This is a genomic window from Aliicoccus persicus (genome assembly GCF_900110815.1).
Lineage (GTDB): Bacteria > Bacillota > Bacilli > Staphylococcales > Salinicoccaceae > Aliicoccus > Aliicoccus persicus.
This window is the reverse complement of record NZ_FOIT01000005.1, coordinates 21,398-38,951: the sequence shown is the minus strand read 5'-3', so window position 1 is coordinate 38,951 and position 17,554 is coordinate 21,398. Positions and strand designations below refer to the sequence as shown.

Sequence of the window (17,554 nt, the reverse complement as noted above, 5' to 3'; positions counted from 1 at the left end):
CATTTGCAAGTCCGTGAGCACATCTCATAGTCCGTCAAATCCATTTGCGTGTCTGTGAGCAACTCTCATTGACACGTAAATCCAGTCAGAATAATCCGCTACCCAAAATTCAAACCAAAATCCATAAAATCAAAATAAAACCAACACAAAAAGCGTTCCCTCCACCAAACATCCGGAGGGAACGCTTCTCAAAATTCAAAAACTAAATCTTACATCATGCCCGGCATGCCCATGCCGCCGCCCATGCCACCTGCACCGCCGCCGTCGTCATCTTTACTTACGTCTGCGACGACTGCTTCTGTCGTTAAGAACATTGCTGAGACTGAACCTGCGTTTTGCAATGCTGAACGCGTGACTTTCGTCGGGTCAACGATACCCGCTTCAATCATGTTTACCCATTCATTTGTTGCTGCATTGTAGCCTTCACCAATCGCTTTTCCTTTTAGTGTTTCTAGAATGACTGCACCTTCGACACCCGCGTTTTCTGCAATTTGTCTCACCGGCGCTTCCAATGCTTTCAGTACGATGTTAACACCTGTTTTCACATCGCCTTCTGCTTCGATTTCTGCAACTTTAGAATACACGTTTACAAATGCAGTACCACCACCTGAAACGATACCTTCTTCAACCGCAGCACGTGTCGAGTTCAACGCATCTTCAATACGTAACTTACGCTCTTTTAATTCTGTCTCACTTGCTGCACCGACGCTAATAACTGCAACACCGCGACCTAATTTCGCCAATCGTTCTTTTAATTTTTCTGTATCAAATGAAGAATCGCTCTCTTCGATTTGTGCTTTAATCAAGTCTACACGTGCGTTGATTAAGTCTGAGTCGCCTTGTCCTTCAACGATTGTCGTTTCGTCTTTCGTCACGTTTACTTTCACAGCTTGACCGAGCATATCGAGTGTCGTCTCTTTTAACTCAAGTCCTAACTCATCTGTGATTACTTGACCACCTGTTAAAATTGCTAAGTCTTCAAGCATCGCTTTACGGCGGTCACCAAATCCTGGCGCTTTAACAGCAATTGCTGTAAATGTTCCACGCAATTTGTTGATGATCATGTTGCTCATTGCATCACCATCCACGTCATCTGCAATGATTAAAATCGGACGTCCTGACTCAACGATTTGCTCAAGCAGCGGTAATAAATCTTGGAAATTTGAAATCTTTTTATCTGTGATTAAGATGTACGGGTTTTCTAAGTCTGCAACCATTTTTTCTGAATCTGTCACCATGTAAGGTGATAAATAACCACGGTCAAACTGCATACCTTCAACCACTTCTAACTCTGTCTTCAAACCTCTAGACTCTTCAATTGTGATAACGCCGTCGTTACCCACTTTTTCCATCGCTTCTGAAATAAACGCCCCGATTTCTGGGTCGTTCGCAGAAATTGAACCAACTTGTGCAATTTCTTCTTTCGTATTTACTGCTTCTGAAATGTTCTCAAGCTCGTGTAATGCCACTTCGATTGCGCGCGCAATGCCTTCACGGATACCGACTGGGTTTGCGCCACTTGTGACGTTTTTTAACCCTTCAGTAATCATTGTTTGTGCGAGTACTGTCGCAGTCGTTGTACCGTCACCCGCAATTTCATTTGTTTTGTTGGCTACTTCCTGAACAAGCTTAGCACCCATGTTTTCATATGGATCTTCAAGTTCAATTTCTTTTGCAATTGTTACACCATCATTCGTGATAAGTGGTGCAGTAAAAGGTTTATCTAATACGACGTTGCGTCCTTTTGGACCGAGTGTTACTTTTACGGCGTTCGCAAGTTTATCGACACCTCTAAGCATTGATTGTCTAGCATCTTCACCAAATTTAATTTCTTTAGTCATGTTAAATATTCCCCCCTGGTTATTGAATCACTGCTAAAATTTCATCTTCTGTAAGAATAAGATATGTTGTCTCTCCGTCTTTGACCTCAGTACCTGCATATTGAGCAAACACGACTGTGTCGCCTTCTTTAACTTCTGGCGCCACTCGACTACCATCATCAGTTAGACGACCTGGTCCAACTGCAACAACCGCACCTTGTGTAGGTTTTTCTTTTGCTGATTCAGTCAGAATAATACCACTTTTTGATACTTCTTCCTTTTCTGAAATGTCTAAAACGACACGATTACCTAATGGTTTTAACATAAACATTCCTCCATATAATTTTCTGTTATTTGCACGCTAATTCGTGCAATAATAACCTGTTTTTATATTAATCAAAGTTGGTCAAAAACGCAAGGGATATGGTTAATTATTTTAATGTTTCATCTAGTGCTCAACATCAATCGTTATCACTTGATAAAGAAAATTTTTAATGTGAAAATAGCAATAGTATAATTTAGGAGGAAACACCTTTTGAGACGCGTTTACAGTGGGATTTTCATCGTTTTATTTATAGTAGTACAACTATCAAGTATACCCTTCGCAGTTTATTTTACATATCAAAATCCTGAGATAGGAATTGAAGAATTATTACTCAAAACTCTTCCTTATCAAGTCATTGCTTATGTGATAGCGACGATTATTTATTTCGTTTTAATGAATCGACATACAAATAAAAACCGCATTGAGCGTGGCGACCAAATGTCGATTGGAATTTCAACCGTATGGGTCATCGGTGGTGTGTTTTTAGCGATGTTCGCTCAAGCGATCATGAGTTTCATCAATATTAGTTTGCTTAACCAACCCGTTGAGAGTGAAAATACTTCCCAGATTATGGACATTATTGGTCAAGCACCATACATGATTTTAATCGTTGCAATATTTGGTCCAATCATTGAAGAATTTGTATTCAGACGTGCGATTTTCGGTGAGATTTATGAAATTATACCGGGCCCAAAATGGGTGGCTTTCTTTATAGCAGCCACGATTAGTGGGCTGATATTCAGCTTAGCGCACTTAGATTTCACACATATGATTGTATATCTTGGGATGAGTTATACATTTAGTTTTCTATATGTTATTACCGGACGCATCATGGTACCTGTACTGGTTCATATGTTGATGAACGCACTTGTCATCACCGTTCAAATGTTTGCACCATCACTCGAGGAACTCGAAGGTCAGTTGCAATTTGTCCGTGCGATCAGTCATCTCGTATTATTCTAGACACAACGAAAAAGACCAATCCAATGATTGGTCTTTTTTTAATAAATTTTATTCGACGAGCGACATGGATAATCCACGTTCGTTAATCACGACGTCCCCGTCATTCAGTTCTACTAACAGTTGTTCTTCTTCATCTTCATTTCCACCAAACAATCGTTCATAATCTTCTGGACTGAGTGTTTGCAAATCACCCATCGAAAACGGCACGACTAGATTCGTTGCGGTATTCACAAACACTTGTGGTGTACCATCTGCACGCATTAACAATAGTTCAAGTGACTCTAGGGAATACGTACCACTCGGCAGCGTATCACCGATGATGTGATGCCCCTGCATCACAAATCCACCATCGTTTGTTATGCGGTCTATTTCTTCAATCATCGGTCTGAACATGACCTCATTGCGACTTGAAACGACTTCCACTGTGTAGCCTTCATTTAAATACAAATGGGCTTGCCCTTCGAGGTTTATCTCTAATATTTGCACATCGTCATTATCCGTCACAATGATTGCAGCAGCCTCTGTCCCGTCTACAAAGTCCATAAAAGAAATATATCTTCCCGGATCAATATCTTCGCCGACGATATACTCCCCTGGCTCAAATGTAATGACTTCCATATCTTCGACTTCTGCTTCAGTAATTGAATTATCCACATCAGGTGCTAATAATATCTCTGTACTTTCCATGTAAGGATAACGCATTTCCTGATTATAGTTTGTGAGCTCACCTGTTTCATGAAACAGTGCATTGCCTTCCGGATTGTTGTTTATCGGAATACCATCATATGACTGTGGCCAAATGCCGTAAAACTGACAACCTGTCAGAAATACACTAGAAACGAGTGTCAGAATCAGCAACTGATGTTTCTTCACGCCTGCGTGATTTACGCGTTCCACTTTCTTCTGCAGTATATCCTGTGACTGTTTCATCATCCTCATCTGTCTGACCTCCTTCACCATCAGAAGTATCCGGCTCCAACGATTGCTCTCCTTTATAAATACGTAAGTAATGCTCCTGTGTCCCAAGGACCCCAATCGATACTTCTTCATCACTCAGACTTCTGAGTAGCTCCACAACTTCAAAACGGTCATAGTCATGCTCAAAACCATCGAGCGGAATACATATTCGATCCGTTTCTAAATAGAGAGTATCGGCTGGCAATGGCTGCAAGGCCTCCAACTTGTCTTTTGACACATAACCCTTAATAAATTCACGTGTGTTTGTCTTACGATCATAACTAAAATACACATCTTTATTGTTTAAAAAGTAAATCTCATCTGAGTAATCATCCAAGTTACCAAGTAAGTGGCTGGCAACAATAATGATTTTACCTTCTTCTTTAATCTCCTGTAATACACGGCTGACGAGTTCGACATTTACTGGGTCAAGACCGTTCATGATCTCATCCATGAACATGATTTTCGTATTGGCTGCAATCATCATCGCAAAGCATAAACGCTGACGCATACCTAAAGAGTATGTCTTTACTTTATCTCTGACGTAGCCATCCATATTTAATCGATCGATAATTTTTTGGACATCTTTCTCTTCAGGATTCCAAATATCACGGTACATTTGAATATGCTCAACACCAGTAAAATCTTCATAAAGCTCTGCTTGATCTGGGAAGAATGTCACGAGTTTATGCAGTGCACGTACATCTCGCGTCGTATTTTTGTAAACTTTACCATCGACGATAATCTGACCCTTATTAATCGGGATAAAACGAATAATCGCATTGAATAACGTCGTCTTCCCCGTTCCGTTTGGAGCGACCAAACCGATGATCGTATTATCTTGAATCGTGAAGTTTATATCCTTTAATACAACGTTGCTACCATAACTGATTGTTAAATCTTTTACTTGTAATGACATTATTTTCTTCTCCTTTCAAGTTTACCCATACGTGTTGGAATTAGTGTAAATACATATAGGAATACGAGCTCAATTACAATAAATAGTACAGCAAAGCTAAGTAACATTTGCCACAACTGCGTATTCAGTGGATACCACCACTGTTCAAGTGCAGGTGAGATTTGTAAATATAAGAGCGGGTTTACATCCGACATCGGCGGTATGATTAAAAACGCATACGGGATAAAGAACACCATGAGTACGAGCGCGATCGTTAAGTAAATATTTCTAAAGATAAAACTCATACCAATCGCAAGTCTAAGTGCTAAGTAGCTGAGTATCATGACGAGAATTGTGACGATGACCGTGTACGTCAACACGCTGACATACGCGACGTTCTCCCCTTGATAAAGCGGCACTGGATAATTTAGTGCGGTTGAGTCTGCCCCGATTAAACTGATTAAGAAGGAGGTGACGATTCCGACTAAAATTACGATCCACATCAAGCTCCAATGAATCGCTGTTCGCGTATACCACTGACGATGCCACGTCACCGGCAGACCTTGCGTAATACTCCAATTACTTTCTTGGTCCCGACTAAAACTGTCTGCACCGATTACCGCTGCAATGATTATGATGAACACGCCGGATAACAACTGAATTAAACTGTATAATGCCATGCCTGGTGATGCTTGGTTTGCATCGACTTGTATGCCGCGCTCTGCCATATAAGCATATAGCTCATATTGTTCTAAAGCCACTTCTCTCGGTGGCATGAGTCGAATCAGTGCATCATATTGCGGAAAGTCAGTTTGGTCATAGAAAAATAGCACATTTTCATTTAGCTCCATACTTTGTTCGACAAAGTCACCAACAACGCTTTCTAAATCTTGCACTGTATTACCTTCATCTTGCCCGATAATAAATGCCAGCATCCCACTGATCGTTTGGTTTCGTGCAAGTCGCCGATCGATTTCCTGACCTTGTTCTGTCGCTAAACTACTATCCGTCAATGCATTAAATGTATCCAAATAAATGTGACTTTCTGATAAATATTCATCCGATAAATCTAAAAACTCATTCTGCTGATAAAAATACGAAAATGATCCGATGAACAAAAACAACCCAATTAACAACACACGCGATTTTGAATCTCTTATAATCTTTAAAAAATCCCATTTAGCAAGCTTCATCGTTAACGCACCTGCCTTTCGAAACGCTGTCTGTTCATAATAAATGAAGTAACGAATAGCAACACTTCAACGACAAGTAACGTAAATGCCATCGCGATTAAACCATTAACGAATGTGAATTGATCAGTAAAAGCAATATAGTTCATTTCACCCATTAACACGCGTCCGATTTCAATATAGTTATGTGGCAAGTACCATGGATCAATGCCAAAAATACCAGCAGAACTATCCGCTAAATAAATCGATGACACTGTGACAAGTAAAATCGATAGAACAAGCACGATCATATCTTGTCTAAATATAAGAGAAAACAACATGGAAACTCGAATGAGCACATACATCATTACGAGAATGAACACCATCGAAAGTCCAACATAAATCCACCCATTTTGATAGCCAAAGAATGACATGTCACCCCTGTACGTGTTGATCAGCGTGTTTTCCTGCGGCGTCATTGCATAGCTTGTTATTTCGATACCTAACGGACCAAATCCAAACAACAACCCGTTCACCGCAGTGTATATCACCATCGTGCCGATCATGTACAGTCCACAGATGACAAATACAGCAACGGATTGGTAAAAGATATACATGCGCCAATCAATCGGTTTCCCTGCCTTTATCGTCGGATGTTTTCGGTCCGACACGAGCACTTCACTCGCTATAAACGCAGTGATGAGCAAAAATGCAAATGGCAAGTAACGTTCAACAAATCGATACAGTTGTTGAATTGCTGTTTTATCTTCTAACATGTGTGTGCTGACTTGATTCGTATTCAAGTCTTCTGTACTCGATGAAGCATAATAATACCCCTGTAATGCAAAATCACTCGATTCTCGTGCTGGAAATAAACTCGGTACATCACCTTCATCAGAGACAACACCACGTATACCGAGGTCTGTGAGCTGCATAATTCGCGCAAGGTCACCATCTTGAATGGCGTAGTGAAGCTGTGACAATTCTTCAAAATCTTTTTTTGCTTGTGAGTAAGTGTTCGAACTTGTGAATTGTGTAAATTGTACAGTACCCGAAGAGAGTTGATTCTCTTTCGTCCCGTAATGATTCTCGACTTGTGCTTCCGTCGCAGTCGCATCAAATATCGCATTCGTCGATGTTCTAGGTAAAACTAACGTACAATAAACTAAAATCAAAAGAACCGTAAGCACGAACAATAGCCTTAATTTTCTGTTGCGCCAAGTTCGTTTCATCGTTTCAGTAAATACATAGCGGAACATGCCTTCCCCTCTTTTCTATGTTAGTTTTTTAGAATGCTTAATACCTTCTCAACTATGACGACATCACCTTCAGATAAGTTCACGATGACTTCTAAATCTGATTCTGCCAGTTCATCCGGACGGTAATCATCTGTCATCGTGCGCTCCATGACATGCTCGTATGTGACGCCATAACTATTCCAAAACACTTCTGGTACACCATCATTTCGCATCACCAGTAACTCTTCACTTTTCAGAGAATAATCACCAGCTTCAATATGCTCACCTACAATGTATATTCCTTGCGGAATAACAAGACCCTCTTCACCCGCTTCAACCATTTCAGATTCAATCGGTGTTACATTCAAAGTCCCAAACCGTGTTTTAAACTCTAAACGATATCCGTCATCGAGCATCACATGACTCGTCCCGTTTCGTCCGAGCAACGATGTCTCTAACACACGCACATCATCACTGTCATAGACGACGACTGCAGAAGAGCTCACATCACCACCAATTTCCAGCTGGTAAATACCAGGTTCAAAATCATCGGGCACCGTATATTCACCGGCTTCAATTACCTCAGTATCATCATCAGATCCTTCCACTTCAGCTAAACCAGTTAAATCATTACTTTCTATAAATGGATAACGGTCCGCATTTATATTTATTATCTGCCCGTCATTTACATATGCTTCAATTGCTTCACCATCACGCTCAAGCGGCTCACCATCATATTGTGTTGGCATGATACCGTGAAACGCACAACCACTTAACATAACTGCACTTGCTAATATACAAAACTTAAGTAGTTTCATTAGTTTTTCCTCCTTTCAAGCTTCCCAGTTCGCGTTGGAATCAACTTGAAAATGAAGAAGAACAGCACTTCGATAATAATGAATATAAGTAGAAACGCAACGATCATCCGTGGAATATTCACAAACATCGGATCCCAAAATCCATTGAGCACCGGTTCAATTTGTAAATACAACAATGGATTCATCCCGTTACCAGCCGGTAAAACTGTAAATATATACGGGATAAAGAACACGCCGACAACGATTGCAATCGTTAAGTAAATATTTCTAAATACCCAACTCAGTCCAACGGACAGTTTAATAATTAAATAACTTAAAACCATCACCAGCAATGTCACCACAATGGCGTAACTGAGTACGCTAATATGTTCAACATATGTCGGACCGTATAACTGAACTGGGTATAACAACGTCCCCGTATCCGCATAAGTCGTACTTACGAAATATGAAATCAAAATACCTAGAATGGAAACAATCCATATCAACATCCAGTTAATAAACGTCCGCATGCGCCACTGGAAATGCCACGACAATGGAATACCTTGTGTAATACTCCAGTTGCGTTCTTGGTCTAAACTGAACCGGTCTGCGCCCATGACAGCAGCAACAATGAACAAGAAAATACCCGCAACCGTATTGATTAACTCAAACAATACCAAACTTGGACTCATCGGATTCCAGTCAATGTCGACATCGTTCTCACTTAAATACGTTAAGAACTGCATCTCCGCTTCTGCTTCCTCCACAGAAGGTAAATTCTGTACGAGTAAATCATACGATTCAAAATCAGTCACCGCATGGAGCGTCAGTATATTTTCGTTGATCTGCATCCCTTGCTCAACATAGTTTCCAACCAATTCTTCCATACCTTCTACGGTGTTCCCATCTCGTTGATTTAATATATAGCGCTGCATACCGAGTAACCATTGGTTCTCTGCAAGCAATTCATCCACGTACTGTCCGACTTCCGTCTCTAAGTGCGCTTCAGGAGTCGCGTAATATACATTTTCAACTTGTGAGTATTGCTCACGAATGTTTTCTAGTGGCAACGATACATTTTGGTTCTGATAAAAACTTGAAAACGTCGCTAAGAAAATCAACAATGCCAAAAGTAAAATTCTTACTTTCCAATCTCTTAAAATCTTCAACATTTCCCATTTGAAAATTCTCATCTAGCGCACCTCCCTTTCGAACTTCTGTCTATTCATCCAAATAGAGGCGATGTATAACAAGATTTCAACAACGATAATCGTACAAACAATAACGATAGAACCTGTGACAGAGTTATACATATCCGTCGTTGCAAAATAATTTCTTTCCCCACTGATAACACTGCCGACTTCAAAGTAGTTTTGAGGGAAGAAGTAACCTGGGAATCCTAAAATTTCACCAGAGCCATCTGTACCGTAAATAATTGTAACGAGTACAATCGCAAATCCGAGCACCATGACTAAAATTTCATTTCTAAAAATTAAACTAAATAATGCATTCAAACGAATGAGTAAAAACATGATGAGTAATACGAGACCGACCGCTTTTAATACAAATATCCAAGCGTACTGCGTCTCAAAGTGTGAAGGGTCCCCTCTAAAACTCGACAGACCACCTTCAGAATTGTAAATATAATGATTCACAAGAAGATCAGCTGGACCCGTACCGTAAAGAATCCCGTTCACAAAAAAGAATAACGTTATAGCAATTGCTGCAAATATTGCAATAATTATATAAGTAGAAATGGATTGATAGAATATATAATTCCACCAACTGATTGGTGGCCCTGCTTTCAATGTTTTATGTTTTCTATCTACTACTAAAATTTCACTTGCAATAAAAATAGTAGCCAAAAATATGATTAATGGACCGTAACCTTTAAAAAAAGAATAGAGTTGCTGAATCGAAGTTTTCTCCTGTACAGTATGCATGGAGATGTTATCGTGCAGAGCAATCAAAGAGATATTGCGCGTTAGTGTTGAACGTTCGTAGACAATCGCATTGAAATCCAGACCCGCACGATCGTACACATAATCATCTAAATTCTCTCGTAAATGATTCGGCCATACGTTTGCAATATTATCTATAAATAGTTTTGCGTTTCCGTCTTCAATGGCTTGTAAATATGTATCGTAAGTTTCATAACGCTGTTTAGAGTATAAATACGTATCAACACCACTCATTCGGTTTACACCAATCGTCCCATCAATCAATCGCTCTTCTGCCATATTCATCTCGGTGTTCATCTGTAAATTAAAAGTCGTCTGGTCGACCTCCGTCGGATGCGATTGACCTGGCATAATGATCAATGTATAAATAAAAATCGCTAAAATCGTCAAAACGACTAGCAACCTGTTTTTCTTATTGCGTACAATCTTCTTTCTTGTTTCATTAAAAACGACGCGAAACATGTAAATCCCCCTTATTACCCTAGCTACCGATATTATCAAAATAAATTTCACAGATATTTCATAAAAATAAATACACTAGTTTTATTATACACAAGATATATGTCCCATTGTGCGAAGTTTTAAAAAAACATATAATCTTTTGATATATAATAAAATCAAGTGAAAATTAGGGGGAAATGATATGGAGCCGAATCTAGGGGTATTAATATATATGCTTGCACTCGGGGTAACATCCTTACTATTAAATGCCGTCTATATCCAACTACTCGTCTATACGCCGCTTAGAGGATTTTTACTGCGTGGAGATAAAAAGCAGATGATTGGCTTTGCATTCGTCATCAGCTACATCGTCGTTCCAGGGATTCTGATGTTTACATCTTCCTTCATTCCCCCCTTTCAATCAACGTTTTATAATATGTTAATCCCGTTCATGACAAGTGGTCCAGAAGCAACAATCGAGTTCAATGTCCTCTACTTTATACCGGGTATTTTCCTACTGCTCTTAAATACCTTCATTACATTTAAAAACCGTAAAGAAAAAATCATCGAAGCAGTCCTCGTCATCACCGCATTTGGTGTATATCTTGGTGGCTACTTTACTCTTACGTACATGCAGACGTTGTAGAGTATTAACAAAATACAATCATTAGATATAACAATTATTAAAGTAATAGAGTGAATCAAATTTAGAGATAACAAAATTTAAAGATAATAGAAAAAGAGGTACCACTAAACAACAACCGTTTAGATGTACCCCTTAAATGTTCAACTAATTTACTATTCTTGCTCTACAATAATTAAACCATCATCTGTGTTACGAATTACATAAGTGACTTGGTCTTCACCTTCTTGGTCATCACCAAATTGGTATTCTCTGTCCATCGTCACGTGGAATAAATTCTCTTCAACTGTTTCAACATCTTGAACTTGCCAATACGTGATTAGGAAGTTTTCAAACTCACCTGATTCATGATTTTCAACAATCGTGTTGTATAAATCACTAGTGTCATTTTCAAGATAGTTAAATACATCTGCACTACCGCCATTGTAATACGCACTTAGCGCTTCAAAGTAACCATTCATGAGCGGCTCAATATCCGCCAATGGATTATCGTCACCTTCATCATCACCATTTTCAGATTCAATGATATCTACAATTAATAACTCATCTTCAAAGTCTCTAATTGTAAATGTCATTTCATCACTAACAACAGTTTGATCTTCACCATATTGGTATTCTACATCCATTGTTACATTATATAGACCACCTTCAGGTGAAACGATGTCAGTTACTTGCCATGATGTGAATACTAAATTGTCAAATTCTCCAGTTTCTTCATTTGTCTGTCTGTTTTCTAATATAGAATTGTATAAGTCACCAGAGTTCGCTTCCAAGTATTCAAAAACTGCTTCGTCACCTTCTTGATAATATAGAACAAGTGAATCAAAGAATCCGTTTATCGTTGGTTCAATCTCAGCTAATGGATCATCTTCTCCATTATCATCGTCATCATTACCTTCAGGTTCTTGATCGATGATTGCTAATTCACCATCTGTTTCACGGATCGCATACGTCACTTCATCGCTAATCGTTTCACCGTCACCATATTGATATTCTCTATCCATCGTTACCATATAAACACCTTGTTGAAGCGTGTCTACATTAGTCACTTGCCAATATGTGACGATGAAATCTTCATATTCTCCAGACTCTGCATTTTCTACAATCTGATCATATAAATCACCAGAGTCACTTTCTAAAAAGTTAAATACATCTTCGTTTCCATCATCGTAGTATGCACTAAGCCCTTCAAAGTAACCGTTCATTAAATCTTCAATATTTGCGAGTGGATTATCTGCGTCACCGTTATCTGACCCATTGTCATCACCATCATCCGATCCATTTCCGTCATCAGAACCATTGTCATTATCTGATCCGTTGTCTGATCCAGAATCGTTGTCTGATCCAGAATCATCATCGTCATCCGGCGTGCCGACTATTCCATTGTCACTATCCCCTGTATTGACATCACTTGATCCAGCTTGTCCAATACCAACTAATAGCATTAAAGCTGCTAATAGAGATATGAGTATTGCATTCATACTGCCACCACCTAATTTTAGTATGGTAAACGATACCCTGAACATGTCCAATTAATCAAAAATAACCGAATTATAGTAGAATCTTAATCTAAATTTAATTAAGTAATTTTGTTACAAGTTCTTTAAATCCTTTTAAAATAAGGGATACACAATTCTTTAGGCACTGTTATTTCTTATCTATTGCAAATTCCATGTCTCAAAAACCATTTAAATGAGTTTCTCGATTACTTCTCTGTCATTTGTATTTGCATTAAGGCTGATAAAGTTCCACGTCTATGTCCACAAATTTGTACAACCCGAAGCGGTACCCCCACATCTTGACAAACTCGCTCGCCCAAATCCGTAACGCATAATCTCTCTCAATCCAGCGCTCGCCTTCAGTGCTGAGTGCTGGTATGTATGTAAATTCGAAAGACCCGTCATTGACCCTGTCAAAAATGAGTTTGGAGCGTTTCATGTGGTAATCGCTTGTTACAATAAGGGCGGATGTGAAACCGTGTTCGCGCATTTTATCGGCAGTTCTTGTTGCGTTAGTATATGTGCTGGTCGCATCGTACTCATGTATTAATTGGCGCTCGGATATGCCATGACGAACTGCATCTTCTACACTCTGATAATGAAGCGGATTATCACTGAGCGGTGTAATCATTACATAATCGGCATAGCCATCATGATATAATTCAGCAGCCTTCGTAATTCTATCTTCGTTTCCCCCACCGAGCATTACTATGACGTCCGCTTCTCTAGGAGAATCTTCGTATGTGAGATTCAAACTGTCATACAGAACAGACATGCCAAAAGTGAGTATTACGATTACTGGTAAGTTATCAAATGTATAGAATCCATTCTTATCAGTTGTTGTCGGTCCGACCGGGTTACCGAAGACATCTGTAATAGGGTTGCCTTCCCCATCTGTGATTTTAAGTCTACACCTTCAAGTGGTGTATCTGTCTCATCTTGTAAACCATCTCGGTTCTCATCAATCCATACGTAGTCTCCCACACTTACTCTAGGGTCTGAGCTGTTCTTGACGATGATGTTGCCATGGTTTTCATCGTTTACTGATGATGTATAACCTTGTGGTACGTCAACTTCCACGACTGAGTAAACAATTGCTTCTCCGTCATTATTTAACGGAAGTTTGTTCCAAGTGTTTGTCCAGTTGTTATCTGTCGATAATGTCACTGGTTCTCCAAGTGTTTCGCCATCAGCTATCAATTGAACTTCGACACTCTCCGGACGATTACCATCCTTGTTATCTGCATCTTCCCATCTTGTTATCTGCATCTTCCCATACTTTAATGACAGGAATATCAATTGTTGATGGTGTGTAGCAGTTCGTCACAATCATGTCACCATGATCTGCATCATCTATCTCTGATGTGTAGCTTTCTAGCACATTGACTTCCAGAACTGAGTACGTAATTGCTTCACCTGCTTCATTTACACGAAGTTCGTTCCAAGTGTTTGTCCATTTATTCTCTTCTGATAATGTTACCGGTTCGCCGATTTCTTCACCGTTTCCTGTTAACTGTGCTTCAACCGTTTCAGAACGGATACCATCCTGGTTATCAGCGTCATCCCAAACTTTCGTTACTATCGCTGTTGTTTCAAGTGGCGTGTAACTGTTTGTAACAACTATGTCCGCATATTCTTCATTGCGTATCTGTTCATGGGTATCAACTTTGTCATGATGAGTTATTTCCAGTCCATCTCACAAATCCGCATGGCGACATGGATTACTGCATCCCGTGAAATCATCTTCATGATGATTTTCATACTCATACTGCCTCAGTTCTTGGGTGTGAACGGCGTATGGCTGTCCATCCCACTTGCAGAATTGATTGTCATGGTTACTGTGCTGATCTATATACGTAAAAATCCTGACTTCAGCTGGCTGTTTAGAAGGAACAATTAATATGCAATCTGATAGATTTTAAATTCCGTAAAACGGGCATCAATTATATCGAAAATGTTATTCTATCCATTTAAAAGGTATAGATAAGTAATAATTAAGATAATCGAGGAGGCTAATTGATGTTGATCCCAAAATGGCCAGATACAGTCAGTTACAAATTTCGCGCGTTTTTATTTGGTATTGGAACAATCATCTCTATTATTGTTGCGATTGTGATCTCAAACTTTATGTCAGACAGCATTGTGCAGACGATTATGTGGATTGTTTTTTCATTGTTTACCGTGATCTTTTTATCGGTAACAGTTTACTCAGTAATTAAGGCATACTTTATAAACGAGTGATACAATAGAAGAAAGTCGTTTTGAGGGGATTGATCACGTGTGAACGAGGACAAGATGTCGAGCAGACAATATGAGTTCATCCGACAATACAATGAGGTTCATGAAATCTTGAAAGACAAGTTAGACAAGTATATAGAAGGTTCTGGAAAAAACCACGTGAGTTTTCACGATTTAATCAGCATTCTTGGACAGAGTAAACCGAAGCGTGAACTGCCTTTTTTATCGAGTTTTAGAACAAAGCTGGATCTGATTAATAATTTTCGCAATACGATTATTCATAGACAGACCGAAGAGTTTTATAACATTGCAGAACCTTCTGATTTAACGATGGATATTTTAGGTGAGATTATTGATTCTATTGTTAAACCGATTTCTGTGAGTCAGTATTTTAAAGAAAATAAACGGCCAAAGATTGTCAGTGTGAAACCGACGGATACTTTGACTGATGTGATGAATAAAATTAATTCTACTGGTTTTTCTCAGTTCCCTGTGTTTGATGGGCAACAATTAGTTGGTATTGTTACAGAAAATGGCTTGACGCATTTTATAGCGAGCCAAGTCGGCGCGGGTAAGATTGATTTAGAGACGCATGATGTTGCTGAAGTGTTGGAGGAATTTGATGCGAACGCGCAAGCATTTATTATTTTGAATGAGAATGTACCATTATATGAAGTATTAAATAAGATGTACTATAATATCGATAAAAAAGAATCGCGCTATGTGTTAATCAGTAAATCCAAAAACGAGCAGCACATTAAAAGAGATGAGATGAGAGGCTTATTTACAAATTATGATATACCGAAATTGGTCCAAACGTTGGATAGCTATAACGGTGCTGAGAAACAAAGTATTGAGGAAGGTCGTGAGCAGAAATGATGAACCCGGTGCAAAAGACTTATTTTAAATACATCGTAATAATTTTAATACTGTGGATTGCAAACTTTTTCTTTAATCCATTTGAAGGTGTTGCCGTCATTTTAAACTGGGCATTTTTGATTTCGTTTGCTGCTTTAATCCTGCTCTACTTTGATGCGAGAAAACAGTATGACAAAGAAGGTAACAAAGTGAATCCTGATGGCGAGATTGTAAAACCTGTAAAAGAAGATGTAGACGGCAAAGTGCGTGAAGATGACGACGACTTGCCGCCTAAGGTGTAACTGTATGGATGGACAAAAGAGAGTTTTTCCGTTGGTGTTAGCAGGTGTTATACTCGTGCTGTTGATTTTACAAGTTCTGAATGATCAATGGCTAGAGAACGCGCAGTTACTAGATGTGATCAATATTTTGTTTATTGTGATGGTCATCTCTATATTTGGCTATGCGGTTTATATGCTATGGGATAAGTTTAAGAAATAAGGTGACTATTATGAGTATCATTCGTCCAAAGAGAAAGCGTACGAAAAATCGATTGTTTATTGATTCAATATTTATTGCGTATTTTATCTTGCTCGTTGTCTACGTTCTCAACGGTCAATATTGGCAAGTAGATATGGTTGGGACAATTGTAGAGTATACTGCGTTTGTTTTACTGTTAGTCATTGTGGGTGTAATCATCTATAAGATAATTGAGCAAGTGAGAAAAGGTAGAGATAATTGAGAGAAATGAAAAGGTGAGCTGTCTTGTGACGGCTCACCTTTTTAATTAAATATAATTTAAACTCATTTTTCTACTTTAGAATAACTCGGTAATAACCTCTAACGGGAAATTCATTAACCCGTGAATGATGATGAGTACCCATACATTTCTGTACTTCGCCCATAAGAACCCTAGAAATAATCCAGTAACACCTTGGTTAACGATGACATTTGAGAATGCAATATCTGCTGACTCTCCACCTTGGATTGCCATATGCCAAACTGCCCAGAGTATTGACGTCACCATAATTGCTGGCCATGTACCAAGCAATACTTCTAGCCTTGTTTGTAGCCAAACTCTGTAAAACACTTCTTCCAATACACTATTTATTAGAAATGAAACCAATGCACCGATGAATAATACATTCCATTCGATCTCGTATCCTGGCACTTCTGGACTAGAAAATGGACTAAAGTAATATAAAGCAATCCACATGATTGTGATAATTGAAGGATATAACCACTGATTATCTTTTAAATAGCTGTGGTTTAATAACCGTTCGGTCTTTAATCGTTTTTGCCTATAAATGAAAAACATCACAATCGGAGCGATTAGCAACAGGACTATTTTAAATAAAGGGAAGTATGAGAATACGTCCGCTTTGGGTACCAAAAGCAATCCGATGAAGAGCAGAAGTGCAAGTGTTGTTAATATGGTAGATTGCCTAACCAACACTTTTCTGTTCTTATTGCTTAATGGATTATTGCCTGAAGAACTTCCGGGTAAGAATAGGATCAATAACAATAATGCGCCATAGATCACCCAGTTATGCCAAAAAGGCACTGTGATATCATGATCTGCACTGAATTCAATCATCCCGTTATTTTGAATCATAATCCAGGCTGCCGCAATTAAAATTAGTATTAATCCACAGTAGATAAGCCAATTATATCTTTTTTTGATCAGCTGCTTATTTGTCACGTTTACCTCTCATCATGTATTAAATTTTAAAGAGTGAATTCCCTT

Annotated in this window: 22 protein-coding genes; 8 read left to right on the top strand and 14 right to left on the bottom strand. The window is 38.9% G+C overall.

Annotated features, from left to right (window positions below):
* Positions 1-209: 209 nt before the first annotated feature.
* Complete coding sequence (groL, locus tag BMW30_RS08040) at positions 210-1,841, bottom strand: chaperonin GroEL (RefSeq protein WP_091475639.1); 1,632 nt, start codon at positions 1,839-1,841, stop codon at positions 210-212.
* Between the two features lie 19 nt (positions 1,842-1,860).
* Entirely contained in the window at positions 1,861-2,145 is a 285-nt protein-coding gene (gene groES, locus BMW30_RS08035) for a co-chaperone GroES (RefSeq protein ID WP_091475635.1), read from the bottom strand.
* A gap of 393 nt (positions 2,146-2,538) precedes the next feature.
* Between groES and BMW30_RS08030 the strand changes: the two genes are divergently transcribed.
* Positions 2,539-3,108: a CPBP family intramembrane glutamic endopeptidase gene (locus BMW30_RS08030; RefSeq protein ID WP_245705665.1), complete on the top strand. Its 570-nt coding sequence runs from the start codon at positions 2,539-2,541 to the stop codon at positions 3,106-3,108.
* A gap of 48 nt (positions 3,109-3,156) precedes the next feature.
* On the opposite strand, the gene BMW30_RS08025 is transcribed toward BMW30_RS08030, so the two are convergent.
* The 7 genes from BMW30_RS08025 to BMW30_RS07995 are packed head-to-tail and all read right to left on the bottom strand — an operon-like array spanning position 3,157 to position 10,590.
* Complete coding sequence (locus BMW30_RS08025; protein ID WP_143249010.1) at positions 3,157-3,981, bottom strand: hypothetical protein; 825 nt, start codon at positions 3,979-3,981, stop codon at positions 3,157-3,159.
* Complete coding sequence (locus tag BMW30_RS08020; protein WP_091475624.1) at positions 3,941-4,984, bottom strand: ATP-binding cassette domain-containing protein; 1,044 nt, start codon at positions 4,982-4,984, stop codon at positions 3,941-3,943. Before BMW30_RS08020 ends, BMW30_RS08025 begins: the two co-directional genes overlap by 41 nt.
* A complete protein-coding gene (locus BMW30_RS08015; protein ID WP_091475621.1) occupies positions 4,984-6,156 on the bottom strand; it encodes a hypothetical protein in 1,173 nt (390 codons plus the stop codon). The genes BMW30_RS08020 and BMW30_RS08015 overlap by 1 nt, the downstream gene beginning before the upstream one ends.
* Before the next feature lie 2 nt (positions 6,157-6,158).
* Entirely contained in the window at positions 6,159-7,391 is a 1,233-nt protein-coding gene (locus tag BMW30_RS08010; protein ID WP_091475619.1) for a hypothetical protein, read from the bottom strand.
* A gap of 20 nt (positions 7,392-7,411) precedes the next feature.
* Positions 7,412-8,188 (bottom strand): hypothetical protein, encoded by a 777-nt coding sequence (locus BMW30_RS08005; RefSeq protein WP_091475616.1) that lies wholly within the window; start codon positions 8,186-8,188, stop codon positions 7,412-7,414.
* Positions 8,188-9,360, bottom strand: a complete 1,173-nt coding sequence (locus BMW30_RS08000; RefSeq protein WP_091475614.1) for a hypothetical protein — start codon at positions 9,358-9,360, stop codon at positions 8,188-8,190. Before BMW30_RS08000 ends, BMW30_RS08005 begins: the two co-directional genes overlap by 1 nt.
* Entirely contained in the window at positions 9,361-10,590 is a 1,230-nt protein-coding gene (locus tag BMW30_RS07995; RefSeq protein ID WP_091475610.1) for a hypothetical protein, read from the bottom strand.
* Between the two features lie 181 nt (positions 10,591-10,771).
* Between BMW30_RS07995 and BMW30_RS07990 the strand changes: the two genes are divergently transcribed.
* Positions 10,772-11,215: a hypothetical protein gene (locus tag BMW30_RS07990; RefSeq protein WP_091475607.1), complete on the top strand. Its 444-nt coding sequence runs from the start codon at positions 10,772-10,774 to the stop codon at positions 11,213-11,215.
* A 152-nt stretch (positions 11,216-11,367) separates the two neighbouring features.
* Here the strand turns inward: BMW30_RS07990 and BMW30_RS07985 are convergent, their stop codons facing one another.
* The 4 genes from BMW30_RS07985 to BMW30_RS07970 all read right to left on the bottom strand — a co-directional run bounded on the left by BMW30_RS07985 (position 11,368) and on the right by BMW30_RS07970 (position 14,293).
* Entirely contained in the window at positions 11,368-12,693 is a 1,326-nt protein-coding gene (locus BMW30_RS07985; protein WP_091475605.1) for a hypothetical protein, read from the bottom strand.
* A 250-nt stretch (positions 12,694-12,943) separates the two neighbouring features.
* Positions 12,944-13,486 carry a YdcF family protein gene (locus BMW30_RS07980; RefSeq protein WP_091475602.1) on the bottom strand — a complete coding sequence of 181 codons (543 nt, stop codon included), beginning with the start codon at positions 13,484-13,486 and terminating at the stop codon, positions 12,944-12,946.
* 20 nt (positions 13,487-13,506) lie between these two features.
* Positions 13,507-13,980 carry a Cna B-type domain-containing protein gene (locus BMW30_RS07975; RefSeq protein ID WP_091475600.1) on the bottom strand — a complete coding sequence of 158 codons (474 nt, stop codon included), beginning with the start codon at positions 13,978-13,980 and terminating at the stop codon, positions 13,507-13,509.
* Positions 13,949-14,293, bottom strand: coding sequence for a Cna B-type domain-containing protein (locus BMW30_RS07970; RefSeq protein ID WP_281242153.1), 345 nt, complete (start codon positions 14,291-14,293; stop codon positions 13,949-13,951). The genes BMW30_RS07975 and BMW30_RS07970 overlap by 32 nt, the downstream gene beginning before the upstream one ends.
* 72 nt (positions 14,294-14,365) lie before the next feature.
* Between BMW30_RS07970 and BMW30_RS10870 the strand changes: the two genes are divergently transcribed.
* From BMW30_RS10870 to BMW30_RS07945, 6 genes are all read left to right on the top strand, one after another.
* Positions 14,366-14,611: a hypothetical protein gene (locus tag BMW30_RS10870; protein WP_143249009.1), complete on the top strand. Its 246-nt coding sequence runs from the start codon at positions 14,366-14,368 to the stop codon at positions 14,609-14,611.
* 119 nt (positions 14,612-14,730) lie between these two features.
* Positions 14,731-14,952, top strand: a complete 222-nt coding sequence (locus BMW30_RS07965; protein WP_091475595.1) for a hypothetical protein — start codon at positions 14,731-14,733, stop codon at positions 14,950-14,952.
* Positions 14,953-15,006: 54 nt separating this feature from the next.
* The gene (locus BMW30_RS07960; protein WP_091475592.1) at positions 15,007-15,828 is read left to right on the top strand and encodes a CBS domain-containing protein; all 822 of its coding nucleotides are present in this window, start codon (positions 15,007-15,009) and stop codon (positions 15,826-15,828) included.
* Positions 15,825-16,109 carry a hypothetical protein gene (locus BMW30_RS07955; protein ID WP_091475589.1) on the top strand — a complete coding sequence of 95 codons (285 nt, stop codon included), beginning with the start codon at positions 15,825-15,827 and terminating at the stop codon, positions 16,107-16,109. The genes BMW30_RS07960 and BMW30_RS07955 overlap by 4 nt, the downstream gene beginning before the upstream one ends.
* A 4-nt stretch (positions 16,110-16,113) precedes the next feature.
* The gene (locus tag BMW30_RS07950; protein ID WP_091475586.1) at positions 16,114-16,308 is read left to right on the top strand and encodes a hypothetical protein; all 195 of its coding nucleotides are present in this window, start codon (positions 16,114-16,116) and stop codon (positions 16,306-16,308) included.
* Between the two features lie 10 nt (positions 16,309-16,318).
* On the top strand, positions 16,319-16,549 hold the full coding sequence (locus BMW30_RS07945; protein ID WP_091475583.1) for a hypothetical protein: 231 nt from the start codon (positions 16,319-16,321) through the stop codon (positions 16,547-16,549).
* A gap of 75 nt (positions 16,550-16,624) precedes the next feature.
* Here the strand turns inward: BMW30_RS07945 and BMW30_RS07940 are convergent, their stop codons facing one another.
* Complete coding sequence (locus BMW30_RS07940; RefSeq protein ID WP_143249008.1) at positions 16,625-17,422, bottom strand: CPBP family intramembrane glutamic endopeptidase; 798 nt, start codon at positions 17,420-17,422, stop codon at positions 16,625-16,627.
* Positions 17,423-17,554 lie beyond the last annotated feature (132 nt).